The 18979-nt window shown below is 66.3% G+C and carries 18 protein-coding genes; 13 read left to right on the forward strand and 5 right to left on the reverse strand.

What is annotated here, in order from left to right; genetic code table 11:
• The first annotated feature begins 35 nt into the window (after positions 1-35).
• From AC59GX_RS06565 to AC59GX_RS06575, 3 genes are all read left to right on the forward strand, one after another.
• Entirely contained in the window at positions 36-917 is an 882-nt protein-coding gene (locus AC59GX_RS06565) for an alpha/beta fold hydrolase (protein WP_426280447.1), read from the forward strand.
• A gap of 59 nt (positions 918-976) precedes the next feature.
• Positions 977-1735, forward strand: a complete 759-nt coding sequence (locus tag AC59GX_RS06570; RefSeq protein WP_426280446.1) for an SDR family oxidoreductase — start codon at positions 977-979, stop codon at positions 1733-1735.
• A gap of 123 nt (positions 1736-1858) precedes the next feature.
• Positions 1859-2968, forward strand: a complete 1110-nt coding sequence (locus AC59GX_RS06575; protein WP_497301265.1) for a glycoside hydrolase family 130 protein — start codon at positions 1859-1861, stop codon at positions 2966-2968.
• A 53-nt stretch (positions 2969-3021) separates the two neighbouring features.
• Here the strand turns inward: AC59GX_RS06575 and AC59GX_RS06580 are convergent, their stop codons facing one another.
• Positions 3022-3378, reverse strand: a complete 357-nt coding sequence (locus tag AC59GX_RS06580; RefSeq protein WP_056063078.1) for a hypothetical protein — start codon at positions 3376-3378, stop codon at positions 3022-3024.
• Between the two features lie 93 nt (positions 3379-3471).
• A complete protein-coding gene (locus tag AC59GX_RS06585) occupies positions 3472-3612 on the reverse strand; it encodes a hypothetical protein (protein ID WP_426280444.1) in 141 nt (46 codons plus the stop codon).
• Between AC59GX_RS06585 and AC59GX_RS06590 the strand changes: the two genes are divergently transcribed.
• The 4 genes from AC59GX_RS06590 (at position 3611) to AC59GX_RS06605 (ending at position 7574) form a co-directional block, all read left to right on the forward strand.
• Positions 3611-4759 (forward strand): glycosyltransferase, encoded by a 1149-nt coding sequence (locus AC59GX_RS06590; protein WP_426280443.1) that lies wholly within the window; start codon positions 3611-3613, stop codon positions 4757-4759. The genes AC59GX_RS06585 and AC59GX_RS06590 overlap by 2 nt on opposite strands.
• Before the next feature lie 69 nt (positions 4760-4828).
• Positions 4829-6232 carry an NAD(P)H-dependent flavin oxidoreductase gene (locus AC59GX_RS06595; protein WP_056063082.1) on the forward strand — a complete coding sequence of 468 codons (1404 nt, stop codon included), beginning with the start codon at positions 4829-4831 and terminating at the stop codon, positions 6230-6232.
• Between the two features lie 290 nt (positions 6233-6522).
• On the forward strand, positions 6523-7161 hold the full coding sequence (locus AC59GX_RS06600) for a LysE family translocator (protein ID WP_497301269.1): 639 nt from the start codon (positions 6523-6525) through the stop codon (positions 7159-7161).
• Positions 7162-7328: 167 nt separating this feature from the next.
• A complete protein-coding gene (locus tag AC59GX_RS06605) occupies positions 7329-7574 on the forward strand; it encodes a hypothetical protein (RefSeq protein WP_133019121.1) in 246 nt (81 codons plus the stop codon).
• A gap of 142 nt (positions 7575-7716) precedes the next feature.
• Here AC59GX_RS06605 and AC59GX_RS06610 read toward each other — a convergent pair whose 3' ends face one another.
• Both AC59GX_RS06610 and AC59GX_RS06615 read right to left on the reverse strand, forming a co-directional pair.
• Complete coding sequence (locus AC59GX_RS06610) at positions 7717-7908, reverse strand: YMGG-like glycine zipper-containing protein (protein WP_093399163.1); 192 nt, start codon at positions 7906-7908, stop codon at positions 7717-7719.
• 89 nt (positions 7909-7997) lie between these two features.
• The gene (locus tag AC59GX_RS06615; protein WP_426280441.1) at positions 7998-8996 is read right to left on the reverse strand and encodes a 2-hydroxyacid dehydrogenase; all 999 of its coding nucleotides are present in this window, start codon (positions 8994-8996) and stop codon (positions 7998-8000) included.
• A 115-nt stretch (positions 8997-9111) separates the two neighbouring features.
• Between AC59GX_RS06615 and AC59GX_RS06620 the strand changes: the two genes are divergently transcribed.
• Positions 9112-9612, forward strand: a complete 501-nt coding sequence (locus AC59GX_RS06620; protein WP_426280440.1) for an SH3 domain-containing protein — start codon at positions 9112-9114, stop codon at positions 9610-9612.
• Positions 9613-9695: 83 nt separating this feature from the next.
• On the opposite strand, the gene AC59GX_RS06625 is transcribed toward AC59GX_RS06620, so the two are convergent.
• Positions 9696-10889: an acetyl-CoA C-acyltransferase gene (locus tag AC59GX_RS06625; RefSeq protein WP_426280439.1), complete on the reverse strand. Its 1194-nt coding sequence runs from the start codon at positions 10887-10889 to the stop codon at positions 9696-9698.
• Positions 10890-10977: 88 nt separating this feature from the next.
• Here AC59GX_RS06625 and AC59GX_RS06630 point away from each other — a divergent pair, with 88 nt between their 5' ends.
• The 5 genes from AC59GX_RS06630 (at position 10978) to AC59GX_RS06650 (ending at position 18969) form a co-directional block, all read left to right on the forward strand.
• The gene (locus AC59GX_RS06630) at positions 10978-11229 is read left to right on the forward strand and encodes a hypothetical protein (RefSeq protein WP_426280438.1); all 252 of its coding nucleotides are present in this window, start codon (positions 10978-10980) and stop codon (positions 11227-11229) included.
• Positions 11222-11977, forward strand: a complete 756-nt coding sequence (locus AC59GX_RS06635) for a prepilin peptidase (protein WP_426280437.1) — start codon at positions 11222-11224, stop codon at positions 11975-11977. The genes AC59GX_RS06630 and AC59GX_RS06635 overlap by 8 nt, the downstream gene beginning before the upstream one ends.
• Positions 11974-12408 (forward strand): hypothetical protein, encoded by a 435-nt coding sequence (locus tag AC59GX_RS06640; protein WP_426280436.1) that lies wholly within the window; start codon positions 11974-11976, stop codon positions 12406-12408. Before AC59GX_RS06635 ends, AC59GX_RS06640 begins: the two co-directional genes overlap by 4 nt.
• A gap of 130 nt (positions 12409-12538) precedes the next feature.
• Complete coding sequence (locus AC59GX_RS06645; RefSeq protein WP_497301351.1) at positions 12539-14701, forward strand: autotransporter assembly complex protein TamA; 2163 nt, start codon at positions 12539-12541, stop codon at positions 14699-14701.
• Complete coding sequence (locus AC59GX_RS06650; protein WP_426280434.1) at positions 14701-18969, forward strand: translocation/assembly module TamB domain-containing protein; 4269 nt, start codon at positions 14701-14703, stop codon at positions 18967-18969. The genes AC59GX_RS06645 and AC59GX_RS06650 overlap by 1 nt, the downstream gene beginning before the upstream one ends.
• The last annotated feature ends 10 nt before the right edge of the window (positions 18970-18979 follow it).

Raw genomic sequence — 18979 nt, forward strand, 5'->3', positions numbered from 1 at the left:
GGCGATATGGTGGCCGCTACCCGAAGGACGCAACCATGGCCGCTTACGAAAACCTCTATTGGTGGTCCAACGACGGGCTGAGACTGCACGCGAGGGACTATCCGGGCGGCGCGGAAGGCCAGCCGCCAATCATTTGCATGCCCGGCCTGACGCGGAATGCGCGCGATTTCGATGCGCTCGCGGCCAGGCTGGCAGGGCGCTGGCGCCTGATCGCGGTGGACTTTCGTGGGCGCGGCGAGAGCGCGTATGCGAAAGACCCGATGTCGTACGTCCCGCTGACGTACGTGCAGGACGTCGAGGCATTGCTGACCGACCAGGGTATCGATCGGTACATCGCGTTCGGGACGTCGCTGGGCGGTATCGTAACGATGCTGATGGCTGGGCCATCGCGGGGCCGGATGGTGGCGGCGCTGCTCAACGACGTCGGGCCGGAGATCGATGCGCAGGGGCTGTCGCGGATCCGCGGCTATGTCGGCAAGGCGAGCGTCTTCCCGACCTGGATGCACGCCGCGCGCTGCGTTTCGGAGAACAACGCCGACGTCTATCCCGACTGGCAGATCGAGGATTGGCTGGCGATGGCCAAGCGGCTGTACCGACTCAACAGTTCGGGGCGGATCGTGCTCGATTACGACCTGAAGATCGCCGAGCCGTTCCGCGTGCCGGGGAACGAGGCGGGGCCGGATATGTGGCCGGCGCTGGCGTCGTTGCGCGACGTGCCGACGCTGATCGTCCGCGGTGGACGCTCGGACCTGCTCTCGGCGGCGACGGCGGAGCGGATGGCGGCATCGCTCGATCAGGCCGAACTGGTGACGGTGCCGGGCGTCGGCCACGCGCCGACTCTGAGCGAGACGATGCTGCAGGAGCCGATCGACCGGTTGCTGGCGCGCGCGCTTGAGGGGGCGGCGATCCGCGCTTAGGGACATCCGGCTGGGACTGCGCGTTTGGCGTCGACCTTACTGACAAGCCGGGAAACTCGATGACCGAACGCGCCGACCTCCACACGACCGCCCGCCCGCTGAAGGGCCGTCGCGCGATCATTACCGGGGGCACGACCGGGATCGGCCGGGCGATCGCGGTGATGCTCGCGGCGAACGGTGCCAAGGTCTATATCTGTGGGCGCGACGAGCGGTTCCTGGCCGATGCGCTGACGCACATCCGCGAAGTCGGCGAAGGCGACGGGATGATCACCGAACTCGCCGACCCCGACAAGGTCCGCGCGTTCTTCGATGCGGGCGAGGCGTATCTAGGCGGGTTCGACATCACCGTCATCAACGCCGCGGTAGCGGCCGGTGGCCTTACGCAGATGAGCGAGGACGAATTGCGCTACGCGATCGCGGTCGATTTTACCGCGTACCTGCTCAGCGCGCATCATGCGGCGCACCGGATGACGCCGATCGGCGACATGGTCATCATCGGCTCGCTCAGCGCGCATATACTTGGGCCAAGCTCAACGGTGTATGCCGGGATCAAGTCGGGTATCGCGGGTTTTTCCGAAGCGTTGCGGCGCGAACTGGGGCCGAAGGGTATTCGTGTGTCTCTGGTCGAGCCGGGCAAGGTCGGGTCGGACATGCAGTATCCCGACGTGCCCGACGACAAGCAGCGCCAGATGATCGAGGCGGAGCAGATGCTGCGCGGCGAGGACATCGCGGCGGGGGTCGAGTTCGTGCTGACGCAGCCGACCCGGACCGTGATCCAGCAGATCGTGATCGTCCCGCGGGCGCTCGAGGGGGAGTAATCCCTTCTGTTCTCCCGCGAAGGCGGGAGCCCAGGGTCACTGGGAACGGCGTTTGTGGCTCCTGGGCCCCCGCCTTCGCGGGGGAACAGCCAGAGCGCTGAGGTAACCACTTAGGAGGCTTCCATGTTCGACCAGCTCGTCTTCACCCCCGCCGACATCGATCTGTCGCGCTCGCCACTGGCGGGGAAGGTCGGCGCGGAGACCTATGTGCTCGGTGCGTTCAATCCCGGGATGACGCGGCTGGCGAATGGCAATTTGCTGTTGATGGTGCGCGTGGCGGAGGCGCTTAAGCAGCCGGTCAAGAACGGCAACGTCCATGCGATCCGCTGGGAAGACGGCGCGTATGTGCTCGACGCTTGGCCGCTGACGATGGTGGATACCAAGGATCCACGCAAATTCCTGATCCCCGGCGGCGGGTGGAAGGTGATGGCGCTGACGTCGCTGTCGTGGCTGCTGCCGGTCGAGCTCGAGCCTGAGGGCCGCTCGGTGGTCGCGGTGCATTACGACAAGGCGATCGCGCCGCGGACGTCATACCAATGCTACGGCGTCGAGGATGCGCGGATCTCGAAGGTCGGCGACCGCTATCTGATGACCACCTGCTCGGTCAGCCCGGAGCGGCATTCGACGACGCTATATTCGTCCGCTGATGCGCTCGACTGGCAGCTCGAGGGGATCGTGCTCGATCACCAGAACAAGGACATGCTGATCTTCGAAGGGCTGATTGACGGGCAGTACTGGGCGCAGACCCGCCCGCTCGGCGACCTGTATTTCGCCTATCCGCCGGGCAGCGAGTGGCGCAGCGGACCGTCGATCAACCTGTCCCGGTCTCCGGACGCGCTCCATTGGAAGCCGCATGACAAGCTCGGCATCCGGCCGCATGCGGCCACCGTCTCGACCGCGCGGATGGGCGGCGGCGCGCCTCCGATCCTGACCGATCGCGGGTGGCTGACGCTGTGGCACGGGGTGGAGCCATCGGGCGTGGTCGGGATTTACCGGACGTACTGGTCGATCCTCGACAAGGACGATCCCTCGATCACGGTGGCGACCGAGCATGCCGCACTGCTGGAGCCGAACCCGGCGCTGACCGAGCCGTTGAAGGACAGCATGTACCTCGACAACGTCGTCTTCACGACGGGCATCGCCGACGCGGGCGACTTCTACGTGGTGGTCAGTGGTGAGGCGGATCTGGCATGCCGGATCACGCACATCGCCAAGGAAGTGTTCGCAGGCTGAGCGCTAGCCCGGAGGGAGGACGCGGTGCGCAGCCTCCCTCCTGGAAAGTCGGGTCAGCAGCGGCCGAACGACTTCGAAACGACGACATGGCCGGCGACCGAGATCGTGACCTTCACGCCGGTAGGGATGCCCCATGTCGTGCAGATGTCGAGGCAAGCCTGCGCTGCGGTTCCGCTGGGGAAGATCGACGGAATGGGCAGGCAGATCGAGCCGAACCCTAGTGGCAGATTGACGCAGACCTGTCCGTTGTTAACCGTGACGCTGATACACCCGCCGGCTAGTACCAAGGCGCCGCCATTGGAAACGTCGGTCTCCGCACTAACCGAAGCAATATTGGCCGACTTTGCATGTTGCGCAGCGGCGTCGAGAGCACTCTGGATCTGTTTTGGGTCGAAATCATAGGCAGCCATGACGGTCATCCTTTTATTGCCGGTATTCCGGTTCAGCTGTTTTACGGGCTAGGTCGCATAAGGCTCAACGCGAACATTGTCCGTTTCGCTTGGCTATCGATGCAAAGACTTGGATGAATGGTCCGATTCGACGGCAATACTGTACCGATGCAGATTGTGTTGCCAGCGCTCGCGCACGGTAAGTCCGCACGCGCCCTTGAAAGCGCTCGCGAAAATCGGCATCGCGTCGGCCATGGCCGCTCCCGTCAACATCCTCCACCTCCACTCCTCGTTCGACCTAGGAGGGAAGGAAGCGCGCGCGGTTCGGCTGATGAATGCGTTCGGCGATCGCGCGAAACACACCATCGTGTCGGGCGTGCCCGATGCGCTGAGCGCGCGGGACTCGATCGCGAAGGGGGTGCGCTACGAGATCGCGCAGAACCCGCCGCCGCTGACGGGCAAGCCTTCGGTCGCGCGCTACGAGGCGATAGCGCAGTATATGCGGCGGTTCGATCTGGTGCTGACGTACAACTGGGGCGCGATCGACGGGGCAATGGCGCGACGGGCGTTCGCCAAAGGCGCGCCGCCGCTGGTGCATCACGAGGATGGGTTTAACGCCGACGAGGCGAACGGGCTCAAGATCGAGCGCAACATCTACCGGCGGCTCGCGCTGGGCGCGGCGCATGCGCTGGCGGTGCCGTCCGAGGTGCTGGAAGGCATCGCGCTGAAGACGTGGAAGCAGCCGCGCGAGCGGGTCCACCGGATCGTCAACGGAATCGGCACCGCCTATTACGCGCAGAAGCCCGAACCCAAGGCGATTCCGGGATTTACGCCCAACGCAAAGGAAGTCGTGATCGGCGCGCTGGCGGGCCTTCGAGACGTGAAGGACCTGACTGCGCTGGTGCGTGCGGTCGGTGGCGTTTCCGGGCGGGTTCGCCTCGTGATCGTCGGGGAGGGGCCGGAGCGCGCGAACATACTGCAGGCCGCTGCGGCGATGGGGATGGCGGACAAGCTGGTACTGCCCGGATTCCTCGATCGGCCGTACCGCTATATTGGCCATTTCGACATGCTGGCGCTGTCGTCGCGGAGCGAGCAGTTTCCGATCTCGGTGGTCGAGGCGATGGCGGCCGGCTTGCCGATCGCGAGCTACCCGGTCGGCGATATCAGGCGAATGGTCTCGCCGGAGAATTTGCCGTTCGTGACCGAACTCCCCGGCGAAGTGCGATTGCGCGACGCGTTGCAGGCGCTGGTCGCCGATCCCGTGTTGCGCGCCTCGGTCGGCGCCGCGAACCAGGCCAAGGCGCGGGCTGAATTCGACGAAGCGGTTATGATCGCTCGCTATCGTGCGTTGTACGAAGACGCACTCGGACGGCCTGGCGTACTAGGCGAACTACTAACCTAGGTCGTAATATTGCTCGCGCGTTGCGTCCTTGCGATATAGGGGGCCGTATTTTCCGGGAGAGGTGACGTCGTGTTCAAGGGCCTGAAGCCTATCGTCTATAACGGTCGGGAAGTCTGGCCTCTGGTTGAGGGCGGCAAGGGCGTCGCCGCGACCAACCACGCGTCGGCCGGCGCCTGGGCTGCGGCCGGGGGCATCGGCACCGTCTCGGCAGTCAACGCCGACAGCTACGATCCCGAAGGCAAGATCATCCCGCAGGTCTATGCGGCGCTGACACGACGCGACCGGCACGAGGAGCTCGTTCAGTACGCGATCGAGGGCGCGGTCCAGCAGGTCGAGCGCGCGTACGAGATCGCTGACGGCAAGGGCGCGATCAACATCAACGTGCTGTGGGAAATGGGCGGCGCGCAGCGGATCCTGCACGGCGTGCTCGAACGCACCCGCGGCAAGGTGGCCGGCGTCACCTGCGGTGCGGGCATGCCGTACAAGCTGTCCGAGATCACTGCGTCCTACGGCGTCAGCTACCTGCCGATCGTCAGCTCCGGCCGTGCCTTCCGCGCGCTGTGGAAGCGCGCCTATTCGAAGGCAGCCGAGTGGCTTGCCGCGGTGGTGTACGAGGATCCGTGGCTTGCAGGCGGGCATAACGGCCTGTCGAATGCCGAGGACCCGTTGAAGCCGCAGGACCCGTATCCGCGCGTGAAGGAACTGCGCGACGTGATGCGCGAAGGCGGCATCAGCGACGACGTGCCGATCGTGATGGCGGGCGGCGTCTGGTATCTGCGCGACTGGAACGACTGGATCGACAATCCCGAGCTCGGCACGATCGCGTTCCAGTTCGGCACGCGGCCCTTGCTGACGCGCGAGAGCCCGATCCCGCAGGGGTGGAAGGACGCGTTGACGCAGATCGAGGAAGGCGATGTGCTGCTGCATAAGTTCTCGCCGACTGGGTTCTATTCGTCGGCAGTGCGCAATCCGTTCCTGCGCTCGCTGGAAGCACGCTCCGAGCGCCAGATCGCGTTCTCGACGCAGGAGGCTGGCGATCATGTGTTCCAGCTCGACGTCGGCGTGAAGGGCAAGAACTTCTGGGTGACGCGCAACGATTTGCTGCGTGCGCGGCAGTGGTTCGGCGAGGGCTACACAGATGCGCTGAAGACGCCGGACAACACGCTGGTGTTCGTCAGCCCGACCGAGAAGGGCATGATCCGCAAGGACCAGGCCGACTGCATGGGCTGCCTGTCGCAATGCTCGTTCTCGAGCTGGGCGGATACCGAGACTAACTCGACCGGACGCCTCGCCGACCCACGCAGCTTCTGCATTCAGAAGACGTTGCAGGACATCGCGCACGGCGGGGACATCGACCAGAATCTGATGTTCGCGGGCCATGCGGCGTATAATTTCAAGAAGGATCCGTTCTATTCGAACGGGTTCGTGCCAAGCGTCGGGCAGCTGGTCGACCGGATTTTGACGGGGGATTGAGGCCTTTCCATCAGGCCGGGCCTCAGGGTCGCTCGACTTGTCCGGGCACCGTTCTGTCCAGCGGTGCACCTCCCCGGCGAAGGCCGGGGTCCAGGTGGAGAGGTCGCAGTAACGGAGCTCTGCGTGACATAGCAGCGTCCCCTAACTGGACCCCGGCCTGCGCCGGGGAGGTGAAGCAACTGCTGACAACGTCTCGATAGACACTTTAAGTCTACCGAGGTCCTGAGCCGGAACTGCCGAGTTGTGGCGCTAGCTTGCGTTTTTCAGTAGCTGAGCGAGTAGAAACAACAATGGCTCTACACGCCTGGTGGTTGTTCGTAGTCGCGGTGTTCCTGTTATGCGGGACGCCCGGACCAAACATGCTGCACGTCATGACGCGCAGCATTGCCTTCGGTGCGCGGCGGAGCGTCGCGGCGATGGCGGGGTGCCTGACCGCGCTGGTGCTCGTGCTGGCGGCGTCGGCAGCAGGCGTGTCCGCGTTGCTGGCGGCGTGGCCGCGGGTGTTCGATGCGCTGCGCTATGGCGGCGTTGCGTATCTGATATTCCTCGGGATTAAGGCGTGGCGCGGGGCGGGGTCTCCGATCGACGTCGGCGACGATACGTCGCCGGTGGCACTTCCCCCGACCGTATCGGCGTGGCGGCTGTATCGCGGCGGGTTCGTGATCGGGATCAGCAATCCCAAGCTGCTGTTGTTCGCCGCCGCCTTCCTGCCGCAGTTCGTCGACCGCGCGTCACCGCAGGCGCCGCAGTTCGCGATACTCGTCGTGACTTTCGCGGTGGTCGAGAGCTTTTGGTACGGCGTGTATGCAGCCGGTGGGCGGACGCTCGCGCGCTATCTGACGCGCCCGGCGTTGCGGCGCGCCTTCGACCGTGTGACGGGGGCGATCTTCGTCGGGTTCGGTCTTGCTTTGCTGCGGGTGCGAGCATAGCCAAAGCATGCCGCGCCATTGCCGTTCGGAGCGATAGCGCGCATAGTGGAGGCATCGCGGCGCTTCGTACGGGCAGGCTGCGACTGAGAGATGCTTTGCGCTCCCGCTCCGAGCCGGGAATGCCGCATGACGATCTATTCTTTCTTCGTGATCTCAGGGGCCGCATCGTGACGACGGGCACCGAAACGGTCGTGCCGATCTCGCGCGCCGTCAACGTCAGCGTTGAACAGCCTCAGGTCGTTGCGATGTGCAAGAAGCATGACGCGATCATCAGTGCGATCGAGACGCTGCCATCAGGTGGCACGCGCGTCGTGCTGATGAACAGTGCCGATGCCGCGAAGATCATCAAGGCGTTCGGGTCGAAGGTTCTGACCGGGAACGTCGCGCGAACACATTGGATGCGCGCGGTTTAAGATCGCTGCGATCCTCCCCCGCAGGGGGAGGTGGCTGGCCCTTGCCAGACGGAGGGGGAGGAAAGGACAACCTTTGTTCCGCGTCCTCCTCCTCCGTCACCTTCGCTGACACCTCCCCTGGCGGGGGGGGATCGTCCATCGATCAGTCGGCGACAGTGCCGACGACCGCGCCACCAGCGCCGCCAACGGCTGCGCCCTTCTCGACGCTACCACCGGTCGCGGCGGCAACGCCTGCGCCACCGGCTGCACCGATGCCCGCGCCCTTGAGCGTCGAGCATGCGCTCATCGAGACGGCGGATGCGACCAGCAGGGCGGAAACGGCAAACTTCTTCATCTTGGATACTCCTGTCTCTCCGGGGGTATCCAACAAATGCTGCACCGCGGCATCGGTTCCAAATCTTGATTTAGATTGTATCGACGGGTTCAGACCCACCCGTCGAGCACCTGATCCGGCGGGCGATGGCCATCGGCCCACATCCGGATATTCTGGATGACGCGCTCGCCCGATGCCATTCGCCCCTCGAGCGTTGCGGAGCCCATGTGCGGCAGCATCACGACGTTGGGCAGAGCAAGCAATCGCGGATCGATCACCGGCTCGTGTGCCCAGACGTCGAGACCTGCGCCCGCCAGCTTGCCCGCCTCCAGTGCATCGACCAGCGCACCTTCGTCGACGATCCCGCCGCGCGCCGCGTTGATGAGGTACACGTGCGGCTGCATAAGGCCGATCCGGCGGGCGTCGATCAGGTCGCGGCTATCGGCATTCAAGGGCGTGTGGATCGTGACGATGTCGACCGCCCCGAGCATGTCGTCGAGCGATGCGTGGAAGGTGGCGACCAGTTGCGCCTCGCGGACCGCGGGCAGGCGGGTGCGGTTATGATAATGGATCGTCAGCCCGAACGCGCGCGCCCTCAGCGCGACCGCCTGGCCGATCCGTCCCATCCCAACGATCCCGAGCGCCTTGCCGCCGATTCGATGGCCCAGCATGCCGCCCGGGCTCCAGCCGTTCCACTGGCCGGACCGTACCAGCTTCTCGCCCTCGGCCAGCCGCCGCGGTACCGACAGGATTAGCGCCATCGTCATATCGGCGGTGTCCTCGGTGAGCACTCCCGGCGTGTTGGTGACGATGATCCCGCGTGCGCGTGCCGCCTTCAGGTCGATGTGGTTCACGCCCGCACCGTAGTTCGCGATCAGCTTCAGACGGTCGCCCGCGCCGGCGATCAGTGCGGCGTCGATGTCGTCGGTCACGGTCGGCACGAACACGTCGCAATCGGCCATCGCCGCGGCGAGCTGGTCGCGGTCGAGCTTCACATCGGCGCGGTTGTTCTGCGTGTCGAACAGCGCCTCCATCCGATCCATCAGCGTATCGGCCAGCTCGCGGGTGACGACGACCTTGGGGTTCGGACAGCGGCGTGTGTCGATCATGCGACCGGCTTGGCGAAGGCGCTCGTGCCCGTCAACGTTCCGTCAACGTCGGGGCCGCAACTTCGGTTGAGGAAAGCGGTTGGTCGCGATAGGAGTTCGGCTCGCCAGTTAGGACATGACCATGCGCATTCTCGCCGCCGCGCTTTCCGCTCTTGTTGCCGCTGCGCTGGTGCCCGACCCCGTGGCGGCTGCCGACGCGACGAAGAAGAGCGTGCCCTATTACGCGTCGATCTCGGCGTCGCGCGCGCGGATGCGGACCGGGCCGGCGCGGACGTATCCGGCGAGCTGGCTGTATCAACGCCAGGATCTCCCGATCAAGGTGGTCGCGATCTTCAAGGAATGGCGCAAGGTCGCTGATCCCGATGGCACGGAAGGCTGGATGCAGGCGAACCTGCTCAGCGGCACGCGCACCGCGATCGTCCACGGCGCGGGGCCGGTGGAGATGCGCGAGAAGCCCGTCTCGTCCGCCAAATTGCTTTGGCGCGCAGCGCCGGGCGTGGTCGGGCGGCTGAGCCAGTGCGGCAATGGCTGGTGTAGAATGGACGTGAAGGGGCAGGCGGGGTTTGTGCAGATCGGTGGTCTCTGGGGTGTCGAGGCCGGTGAGGCTCTGCCGTGAGTGTTTGAGGGGGCTTGATGATGGCGTAATGTGGACACCGACCAACCCCCGCCCCCCCTTTTAGGGAGGGGGAGGTCAGCGGATCAGTTCATCAATTCCACCGCCATCGCAGTCGCCTCTCCGCCGCCGATGCAGAGCGAGGCAAGCCCGCGTTTTTGGCCAGTCGTCTCCAACGCCGAAAGCAACGTCGCCAAAATCCGCGCGCCGCTTGCACCGATCGGATGGCCTAGCGCGCACGCGCCGCCGTGGATGTTCACCTTGTCGTGCGGCAAGCCAAGGTCGCGCATCGCGATCATCGCGACGACGGCGAAGGCTTCGTTGACCTCGAACAGGTCGATGTCCGACGCCGACCAGCCGGCCTTTTCCATAGCCTTCCGCATCGCGAACACCGGCGCGGTCGTGAACAGGGCCGGGGCGTGGGCATGCGCGGCGTGTGCAACGACGCGCGCGATCGGAGTAATGCCAAGGCGCTCTGCAACGCTCGCACGCGTCATCACCAAGGCGGCAGCACCGTCGGAAATCGACGAGGCATTGGCGGCGGTGATCGTGCCCTCCTTCGAGAAGGCAGGCTTCAACGTCGGGATCTTGGCGACGTCGCCCTTCGCCGGCTGCTCGTCGAGCGAGACCGTGGTAGTGCCCTTCCGCCCCGCAATATCGACGGAGACGATCTCGCGGTCGAAAGCGCCGGACTTCTGCGCGGCTTGTGCCCGGTGCAGCGACTCGATCGCGTAGTCGTCCATCTGCTGGCGCGTGAACTGGTATTCGTGCGCGGTGTCCTCGGCGAAATTGCCCATCAGCTTGCCGGGTTCGTACGCATCCTCGAGCCCGTCGAGATACATGTGGTCGTACATCCGGTCATGCCCGATCCGCGCGCCGCCTCGGTGGCTCTTGGAAAGGTACGGCGCGTTGGTCATGCTCTCCATGCCGCCCGCGACGAGCAGGTCGACCGACCCAGCCGCGAGCGCATCGGCGGCTAGGATCGCCGCCTGCATCCCCGAACCGCACATCTTGTTGACCGTCGTCGCCTCGACGTGATCGCCGAGCCCGGCGTTGATCGCAGCCTGTCGCGCCGGCGCCTGGCCGAGCCCGGCGGGGAGCACGCAGCCCATGTAGATCCGCTCGATCTCGGCCGCCGAAACGCCCGAGCGCTCGACCGCACCGCGCACCGCATCGGCGCCAAGCTGCGTCGCGGTCGCGCCGGCAAGCGCACCCTGGAACGACCCCATTGGCGTACGTGCGTAGGACAGGATGACGATAGGATCTCGATCGGCGGCCACTTCACTCTCCATATATTCTTCTGCCCCCGTATCTGGGGTTGATGTGCGGCAATACAAAGCACCGCGGGATGCGCCTAGACCTCCCGTCATGGAAACACTCATCACGACGCTCAAATGGTGTGCAGCAGGGTCGGGGGTGATCGCCGCCTTCATGGTGTCGCTCGATTTCGGGCGGCGCGTGACGGGGTGGGGGTTCGTGCTGTTCGTTGCCTCGTCGATCGCGTGGCTGAGCGGTGCGGCCTTGACCGGGGACTGGGCGCTGGGCACGCAGAACATCGTGTTGTTCGGGATCAACCTCCTCGGCGTGTATCGCTACCTAGTGCGGAAAACAGGTGTCTGAGGCTGCGTTCTGGGCGGTGCTGCTGGGCGTGCTCGGGGCGATCATCGGCAGCTTCGTCGCGGCGCTGGTGACGCGCTGGCCCGACGGGCGATCGGTGATGCAGGGGCGCTCGGCGTGCGATGGCTGCGGGCGGACACTCCGCGCGGTCGAGCTGGTGCCGTTGGTGAGTGCGCTCGTCCTGCGCGGTCGGTGCCAAGGATGCGGCGTTGCGATCAGTCCGGTGCACTGGCGGATCGAGTTGGCGGGGTTGGCGATCGGCTTGGCAGCGGGGATCGTCGCACCGGGGACGGTCGGCATCGCCGGCGCGGTGTTCGGATGGCTGTTGCTGGCGTTGGCAAGCCTCGACCTCGTCGCATTCTGGCTGCCCGATCGGCTGACGATCCTGCTGGCTGCGACCGGGCTCATTGGCGCCGCGCTTGGTATCGACCCGCCGCTTCAGGAACGGCTGATTGGCGGACTCGCCGGGTTCGGGACGCTGTGGCTGGTCGCGGTCGGCTATCGGCGCATACGTGGCCGCGACGGGATGGGCGGCGGCGATCCCAAGCTGTTCGGAGCGATCGGACTGTGGCTCGGGTGGCAGATGTTGCCCGCCGTATTGCTGATCGCGAGCATGATTGGGCTCGGCGTCGTCCTTGCCGCACACCTCAAGGGACGCAGCATGGCAGCGGACACGGCGCTTCCATTCGGCGCGTTGCTGGCGATCGCGGCTTATCCCGCGTGGCTGTTCATGATAGGCGTGACGCCATGATATCGCTCGCTCTTATGCTCGCGCTGCAAGCCGCGACGCCTGCGCCAGCTGCCAATTCAGGTCCGGGCCCCCTCGGCGCGATCGGCCAGCAGAAGCTCCCCGCGAAGGGATGCGCCGCGTATCTCTGGAGCATGGACGCCGGTCGGCAACTCGTCGCGATGGCCACCGCCGACCCCGCGCAGATCCGTCTCGCGATCGACGGCAAGACCAATGACTACGCGATGACGACCCAGTCGCCCGCGATCGGCTTCGGCTTCGGCGGCGTCACGCAATATCGCGGCGGCGACGTGACCGCGACGCTCGATATGGCGGTCGCGGTCCGCGCCGACATCTCCGCAGGCGCGACCGTGACGTCCGCGACGCTACGGATCGACCGCCCCGGACGGGATACTGTCGTCATACCGGTCGGTGGCCTAATCGGCTGTGTCTGAGGTTAATTTTTGTGAAACCAAGCCGTCCTATGTGCGTTACGAGGACGAAGATGGGGGTGAATCGAGCACGATCGCTGCCTGTAAAGGGGATCGTGTGACAGCTTCTAACAGCCGGCATCATTGGCTCGCTTTGGCGTTGGTAGCGTCGACAACGGGATTCGCGGGCGTCGGTTCCGCGCAGTTGGTGAAGCCGGGCACCGCCCCAGCCAAAGGTCCCGACGCGCCGAAGCCCAGCGACCAGTCGCAGTCGAACGACCCGCGTTCCGACGCGCCGATCGTGCCCGACGCCGAGTTCGACAGCGCTTTGCCGCCGTTGAGCGGCGACCTCAACGCGCCGTTGGAAGCGATGGCACCGTTGCCCGCTCCCTCGACGCAAACACCCGCGACACCCGCCACCGCAACGACCCCCGCGACCACGCTGGCCGGCGACGTCCTGCCCCCGACCGGCCCCAGCGATCCGCAGCTCGCGCAACCGCTGACGCCGCTGTCGAGCTTCGACACGACCCCGCTTCAGACCGCGGCGGATATCAAGGACAAGGACGCGCCCGAAATCCGCTACGAGACCGCCACCAAAGGTCTCGACAAGGCGGGCGACGGGCTCGAAGGCGAATACAAGGCGCTGTCCGCGCTCGCCGAGGGCAAGGGCAAAGCGGCGAACGCCACGCAGGTCGCGGCGCGTGCCCGCGAGGACGAGGCGCTGGCGGTGCGGCTGCTGAAGTCGCTCGGCTATTACGATGCGACGGCGATCTCGACGATCGAGACGATCCCCGACGCCGACAAGACCAAGCCCGCGCGGCTGAAGGCGACCGTCAGCGCGCAACCCGGCCGGCTCTATTCGCTGTCGTCGATCACCGTGAAAGCGGACGCGACGACCCCGCCCGATCTCGTCCGCACGCAATTGCCGCTCAAGGTCGGCGATCCGATCGAGGCCGCACGCATTCAGGGCGCGGAGGCGAATGTCAGCCTGACGCTGCCGCAGCAGGGCTATCCATTCGTCAAGGTCGGCGAGCGCGACATCCTGCTCGACGACCGGACCCCGACCGGCGCGTACACGCTGCCCGTCGATACCGGACCGCGCTCGTCGTTCGGGCAGCTTCGCACCGAGGGCGATCCGGTCTTCAACCTCGAGCATCTGAACCTGTTCCCCCGGTTCAAGGCGGGCGAACTCTACGACAACCGGATGACCGACGACCTGCGCGATGCGCTGGTCGCGACGTCGCTGTTCTCTACCGTGTCGGTCGAACCGGTCCGCACCGGCACGATCAACCCCGACGGCACCGAGCAGGTCGACCTGCTGGTCCGCCAGAGCGAGGGCAAGCCGCGGTCGCTCGGCGGCAATGTCGGGTTCTCGACCGGGCAGGGCTTCCGCGCGGAAGGCACGTGGCAGCACCGCAACCTGTTCCCGTACGAGGGCGCGCTGATCGGATCGGTAATCGCGGGTACGCAGGAGCAGGGCCTGTCGGGCACGTTCCGCCGTGCCAATGCGGGCAAGCGCGACAAGACGTTCAGCCTGACCGCAGGCGCGAACCATTCGAATTACGATGCGTACGACGCGTTCACGACCAGTGTCGGCGTCCGCTGGAGCTACGACTCCACGCCGATCTGGCAGAAGCCGCTGACCTATTATTACGGCGGCGAACTCGTCGGCACGAACGAAAGCGTCTATGATTTCGGTCGCGGCGAGAACGTGCGCCGCACCTACGGCATCGTCGCGTTGCCGGGCCAGGTGAAGTTCGATCGCTCGGACAGCTTGCTCAACCCGACCAAGGGCTATCGCCTGACGCTCAACCTCAGCCCCGAGACGTCGGTGCAGGGGTCGGTAAAGCCTTACATCCGGACGATGATCGAGGGGACGTTCTACTACCCCGTCTCCAGTAGCATCGTCATCGCCGGGCGCGCCAAGGCGGGCTCGATCCAAGGCGTTTCCCGTGACGACCTCGCCCCCTCGCGGCGCTATTACGGCGGCGGCGGCGGATCGGTGCGCGGTTACGGATACCAGCGGCTCGGGCCGTTCGATCCGAACGGCGATCCGGTCGGCGGGCGCTCGCTCAACGAATTCGCGCTCGAAGCCCGCTACCGGTTCGGCGATTTCGGCATCGTGCCGTTCATCGACGCCGGCAACAGCTATGAGAGCAGCACGCCGAACCTGTCGTCCCTGCGCTACGGCGCGGGCATCGGCGGGCGATTCTATACCAGCTTCGGCCCGATGCGTTTCGATGTCGCGACGCCGCTGAACCCACGCGAGGGCGACGGCAAGATCGCCCTCTACATCTCGATCGGGCAGGCATTCTGATGGCCGAAAACGGCACTCCACCTGTTGAACAGGGCCCTACTGAGCGGGACCAGTTCGAGCAGACCGAAACGGTGATCGTCGAACGTCGCCCCCTGTGGCAGCGCATCCTGAAATGGCTGGCGATCCTGGTCGTCGGCCTGATCGCGCTCGTCCTGATCGTGCTGTTCGGGATCAACACCGATCCGGGCCGGCGCCTCGTCGCTGACCAGATCGGCGGCTACACCACCGCATCCGGGCTGAACATCAAGGTCGGCCGGATCGATGGCTCGATCTACGGCGCGATGACGCTCAGCGACGTGCGCGTGTCCGATCCCAAGGGCGTCTTCCTGACCAGCCCGAAGCTCGCCGTTGACTGGCGTCCGTTCGCGTTTGCCAAGAACCATGTCGATGTGCGTTCGCTGACCACGCCGCTGGTCACGCTGCAGCGCCGCCCGGTGCTCAACGCGACGCCGACCGATCCCAACGCGCCGTTGCTCCCCGATCTCGACATCGACGTGAACCGCCTGGTTATCGATCGCTTCCTGATCGCCAAGCCGGTCACCGGCCAGACGCATATCGTCAAGATCGACGGCGCGGTCCACATCGCCGACAAGCGCGCGCAGCTGACCACCAACGCGACCGCGCTGACCGGCCCCGGCATCGCCGGCGGCGACCGCCTCGTACTGAAGCTCGACGCGGTGCCCGAGCAGAACAAGCTCGACGTGAATTTGAAGCTGACCGCTCCGGTCGGCGGCGTCGTGTCGACGATGGGGTCGTTCAAGGCACCGTTGACCGCGACCGTCGATGGCCGCGGCAGCTGGGCCTCGTGGCAGGGGCGCGCCGTCGCAACGCTCGGCGGCGGGCAACTCGCCAACCTCGGGCTGACTGCGAAGAACGGCCATATCGAAGTGCGCGGTTCGACGCGTCCCGGCCTGTATCTCGAAGGGCCGGTCGAGCGCCTGACGTCGCCGCAGCTCGACGTCGCGATCGACACGACGCTGAACGACCGCAAGGCCGACACGCGGATGACGCTGAAGTCGGACGCGCTCGCGGTCGACGCCGGCGGCCTGATCGATCTCGCCAACAGCCGGTTCGGCAATTTCGCGGTGAACGCGAAGCTCCTGACGCCCGGCGCGATCTTGCCGAACCTGCGCGGTCGTGACGTGACGGCGCGGGTCGTCCTCGACGGTGCGTTCGCGACGCCGACGGTCGACTACAAGGTCCGCGCCACCACGATCGCGTTCGGCGACATGGGCGTCGAGAACCTCTACGCCGAGGGGCTCGCACGCGTGAACTCGGACCGTATCCTCGTACCGATCAAGGCGCGCGCGCGTCGCGTGACGGGGCTCAATGCCGCGGTCGGCGGGCTCGCGACTAACGTCGCGATCGACGGCGACTTCGCGATCTCGGGCGTCAACGTCCTCTCCGACAACCTCAAGATCCGTTCGGACAAGATCGACGCGACCGCGGTCGTCGTCGCGAACATGGCGACCGGGCGCTATACCGGCGCGCTCAAGGGGCGGATCAACAATTACCGCGTCGACGGCATTGGCATCGTCAACCTGACGACCGACGCCAAGCTGGTACCGGGCCCGAACGGCGGTTTCGGGATCACCGGCCGCGTCGTCGCGCAGACTTCGCAGATCTTCAACGAAGGTGCGCGCAGCTTCCTCGGCGGCAACGCGATCGTCCGCTCGGACATCGGCTACAGCCCCGAAGGCATCGTCACCTTCCGCAATCTCCGGATGAACGCGCCACAGTTCCGTGTGACCAGCGGCGAAGGCCGGTTTGATCCGGCGACCGGTGCGGTGCTGGTGAATGCCGACGCGTATTCGACCGCCTACGGTCCCTTGTTCGCCCGCGTGACGGGCAGCGCAACGGCGCCGGTCGTCGTCCTGCGCGCACCGCGTCCGGGCGTCGGCGTCGGGTTGGTGAACCTTAACGCGCGGATCGTCGGCCGCGGCGGCGCCTATGCCGTCACCGCGAGCGGCAGCACCAATTACGGGCCGTTCACCGCCGACGTGCTGGTCAAGCCGGGGGCGCAGCTCGCGGTCGACGTGCGCCGCGTGGTGTTCGCCGGGATCGTCGGCAGCGGCCGGATCGTTCAGACGGCGGCCGGCCCATTCGCGGGCGCGCTCCAGTTCGCTGGCCAGGGCCTGTCGGGCAATGTCCGTCTCGCCAACCAGGGCGGCTACCAGCGCGCCGATGTCGCGGCGCGCGCCAACGGCGCCAAGATCCCCGGCATGGTCGACTTCACCATCGGCCGCGCGATCGTCAACGCCACCGCGGTGCTGACGCCGACGCCGCAGATCGTCGCCGACGCGCAGGTCGCGGACATGCGTTACGGCGCGATCGTCCTCTCGGCGGCACGTGCGAAGGTGAACTATGTCGGCGGCAACGGCACCGCGCAGGCGCTGCTGACCGGCTCGAACGGCGTGCCGTTCCGCCTCGCCGTCAACGCGAAGCTCAGCCCCAACACCTACCTCGTCGCCGCACAGGGCCAAGCGAACGGCATCGATTTCCGCACCGTCAACCCGGCGCGCATCCAGGCGGTAAAGGGCGAATATCGCCTGTCGCCGACCCGGATCGACTTCGGTGGCGCAGGCGGTGGCTCGGCGCGCCTGGCTGGCAGCTACGGCCGCGGCACGAACGCGCAGGTCCGGCTCGATCGCCTCGACCTGTCGACGCTCTCCGCTCTCGTCCCCAACCTCGGGATCGGCGGCAAGGCGACCGGCAGCCTCGATTTTGCGCAGGCGAATTCGGCCGCACTGCCGACCGCAGACGCACGCGTGACCGTCACCAACTTCACGCGCTCGGGTCTCGCTGCCGTCTCCGACCCCGTCGACATCGTGTTCGCCGGGACGCTCGGCGGCGACGGCGCGACCGGTCGTGCCCTGGTGCGTCGCGGGACGTCGGTCATCGGCCGCATGGTCGCCAACCTCCGGCCGCTGCCGGCCGGCAACGGCTCTTGGAGCACGCGTCTGATGGCCGCGCCGCTGTCGGGCGGGATCCGCTATAACGGTCCGTCCGCGGTGCTGTTCAGCTTTGCCGCGATCCCGAACCAGCAGCTGTCGGGCCCGATCGCGGTCGCGGCAGACTTCTCCGGGCGCCTGTCCGCACCGCAGCTGAACGGCGTCGTCCGCGCCGACAACCTGACTTACGACAACGAGACCTATGGCACGCGGCTGTCGCAGATGCGGATCGCCGGGCGGTTCTCGAACACCGACCTGCAATTGACGCAGCTCAACGCGAAGGCCGGCGACGGCACCGTGCAGGCGCAGGGCAGGATCGGGTTTGCGGCGGACAGCGGCTTCCCGATCGACATCCGCGCGACGCTGAACAATGCGCAGCTCGCCAAGAGCGACGCGATCAGCGCCACTACGACGGGCACGGTCCACCTGACGAACGGGCGCGACGGTGGCCTGATCCAGGGTGATCTCCAGATCCCCGAGGCGCGCTACCAGATCATCCGCCAAGGGCAGGCCGAGGTTCCCGAACTGACGGGCGTGCGCCGCAAGAGCGACATCCGAACGCCGGTCTCGACCGATCGCTCGGACGTGCCTGCTATCGGCAAGTTCAAGCTCGACCTTCGCGTCCGTGCGCCGAACCAGCTGTTCGTCTCGGGCATGGGCCTCGAGTCCGAATGGGAGATGGACATGCACATCGGCGGCACCTCCGCCGCGCCGATCGTCACCGGCGGCATGGACGTGGTCCGCGGCACCTATTCGTTCTCGGGCAAGCGGTTCGAGGTGAACAAGGGTCAGATCCGCTTCCGCGGCGGTGCGCTGACCGATCCGGACATCAACATCCAGGCGACCACGACCACTAGCGACATCACCGTCGTCATCAACGTCACTGGGACCGGCCAGAAGCCGCAGATCGCGTTCACGTCGACGCCGGTCCTGCCGCAGGACGAGGTGCTCAGCCGCCTGTTGTTCGGGTCGAGCCCGGCCAATTTGTCGGCGACCGAGGCGATTCAGCTGGCGTCCGCGCTTAACTCGCTGCGCGGATCGGGCGGCGGCGGTCTGAACCCGCTCGGCAAGCTCCGCTCGGCGACCGGGTTCGACCGGTTGCGCGTGCTCGGTGCCGACCAAGCGACCGGCCGCGGGACGAGCCTCGCGGCGGGCAAGTACATCACGAAGAACATCTATGTGGAGATCGTGACCGACGCGAAGGGCTTCACCTCGACGCAGCTCGAGATCGCGCTGACCAAGGCGCTAAGCCTGTTGTCGGCCGCGGGATCAAGCGGCGGGCAGAGCGCGAGCGTGAAATATACGAAGGACTATTGAGTAAAGATCA

Source organism: Sphingomonas sp. 320_CC (genome assembly GCF_059691795.1).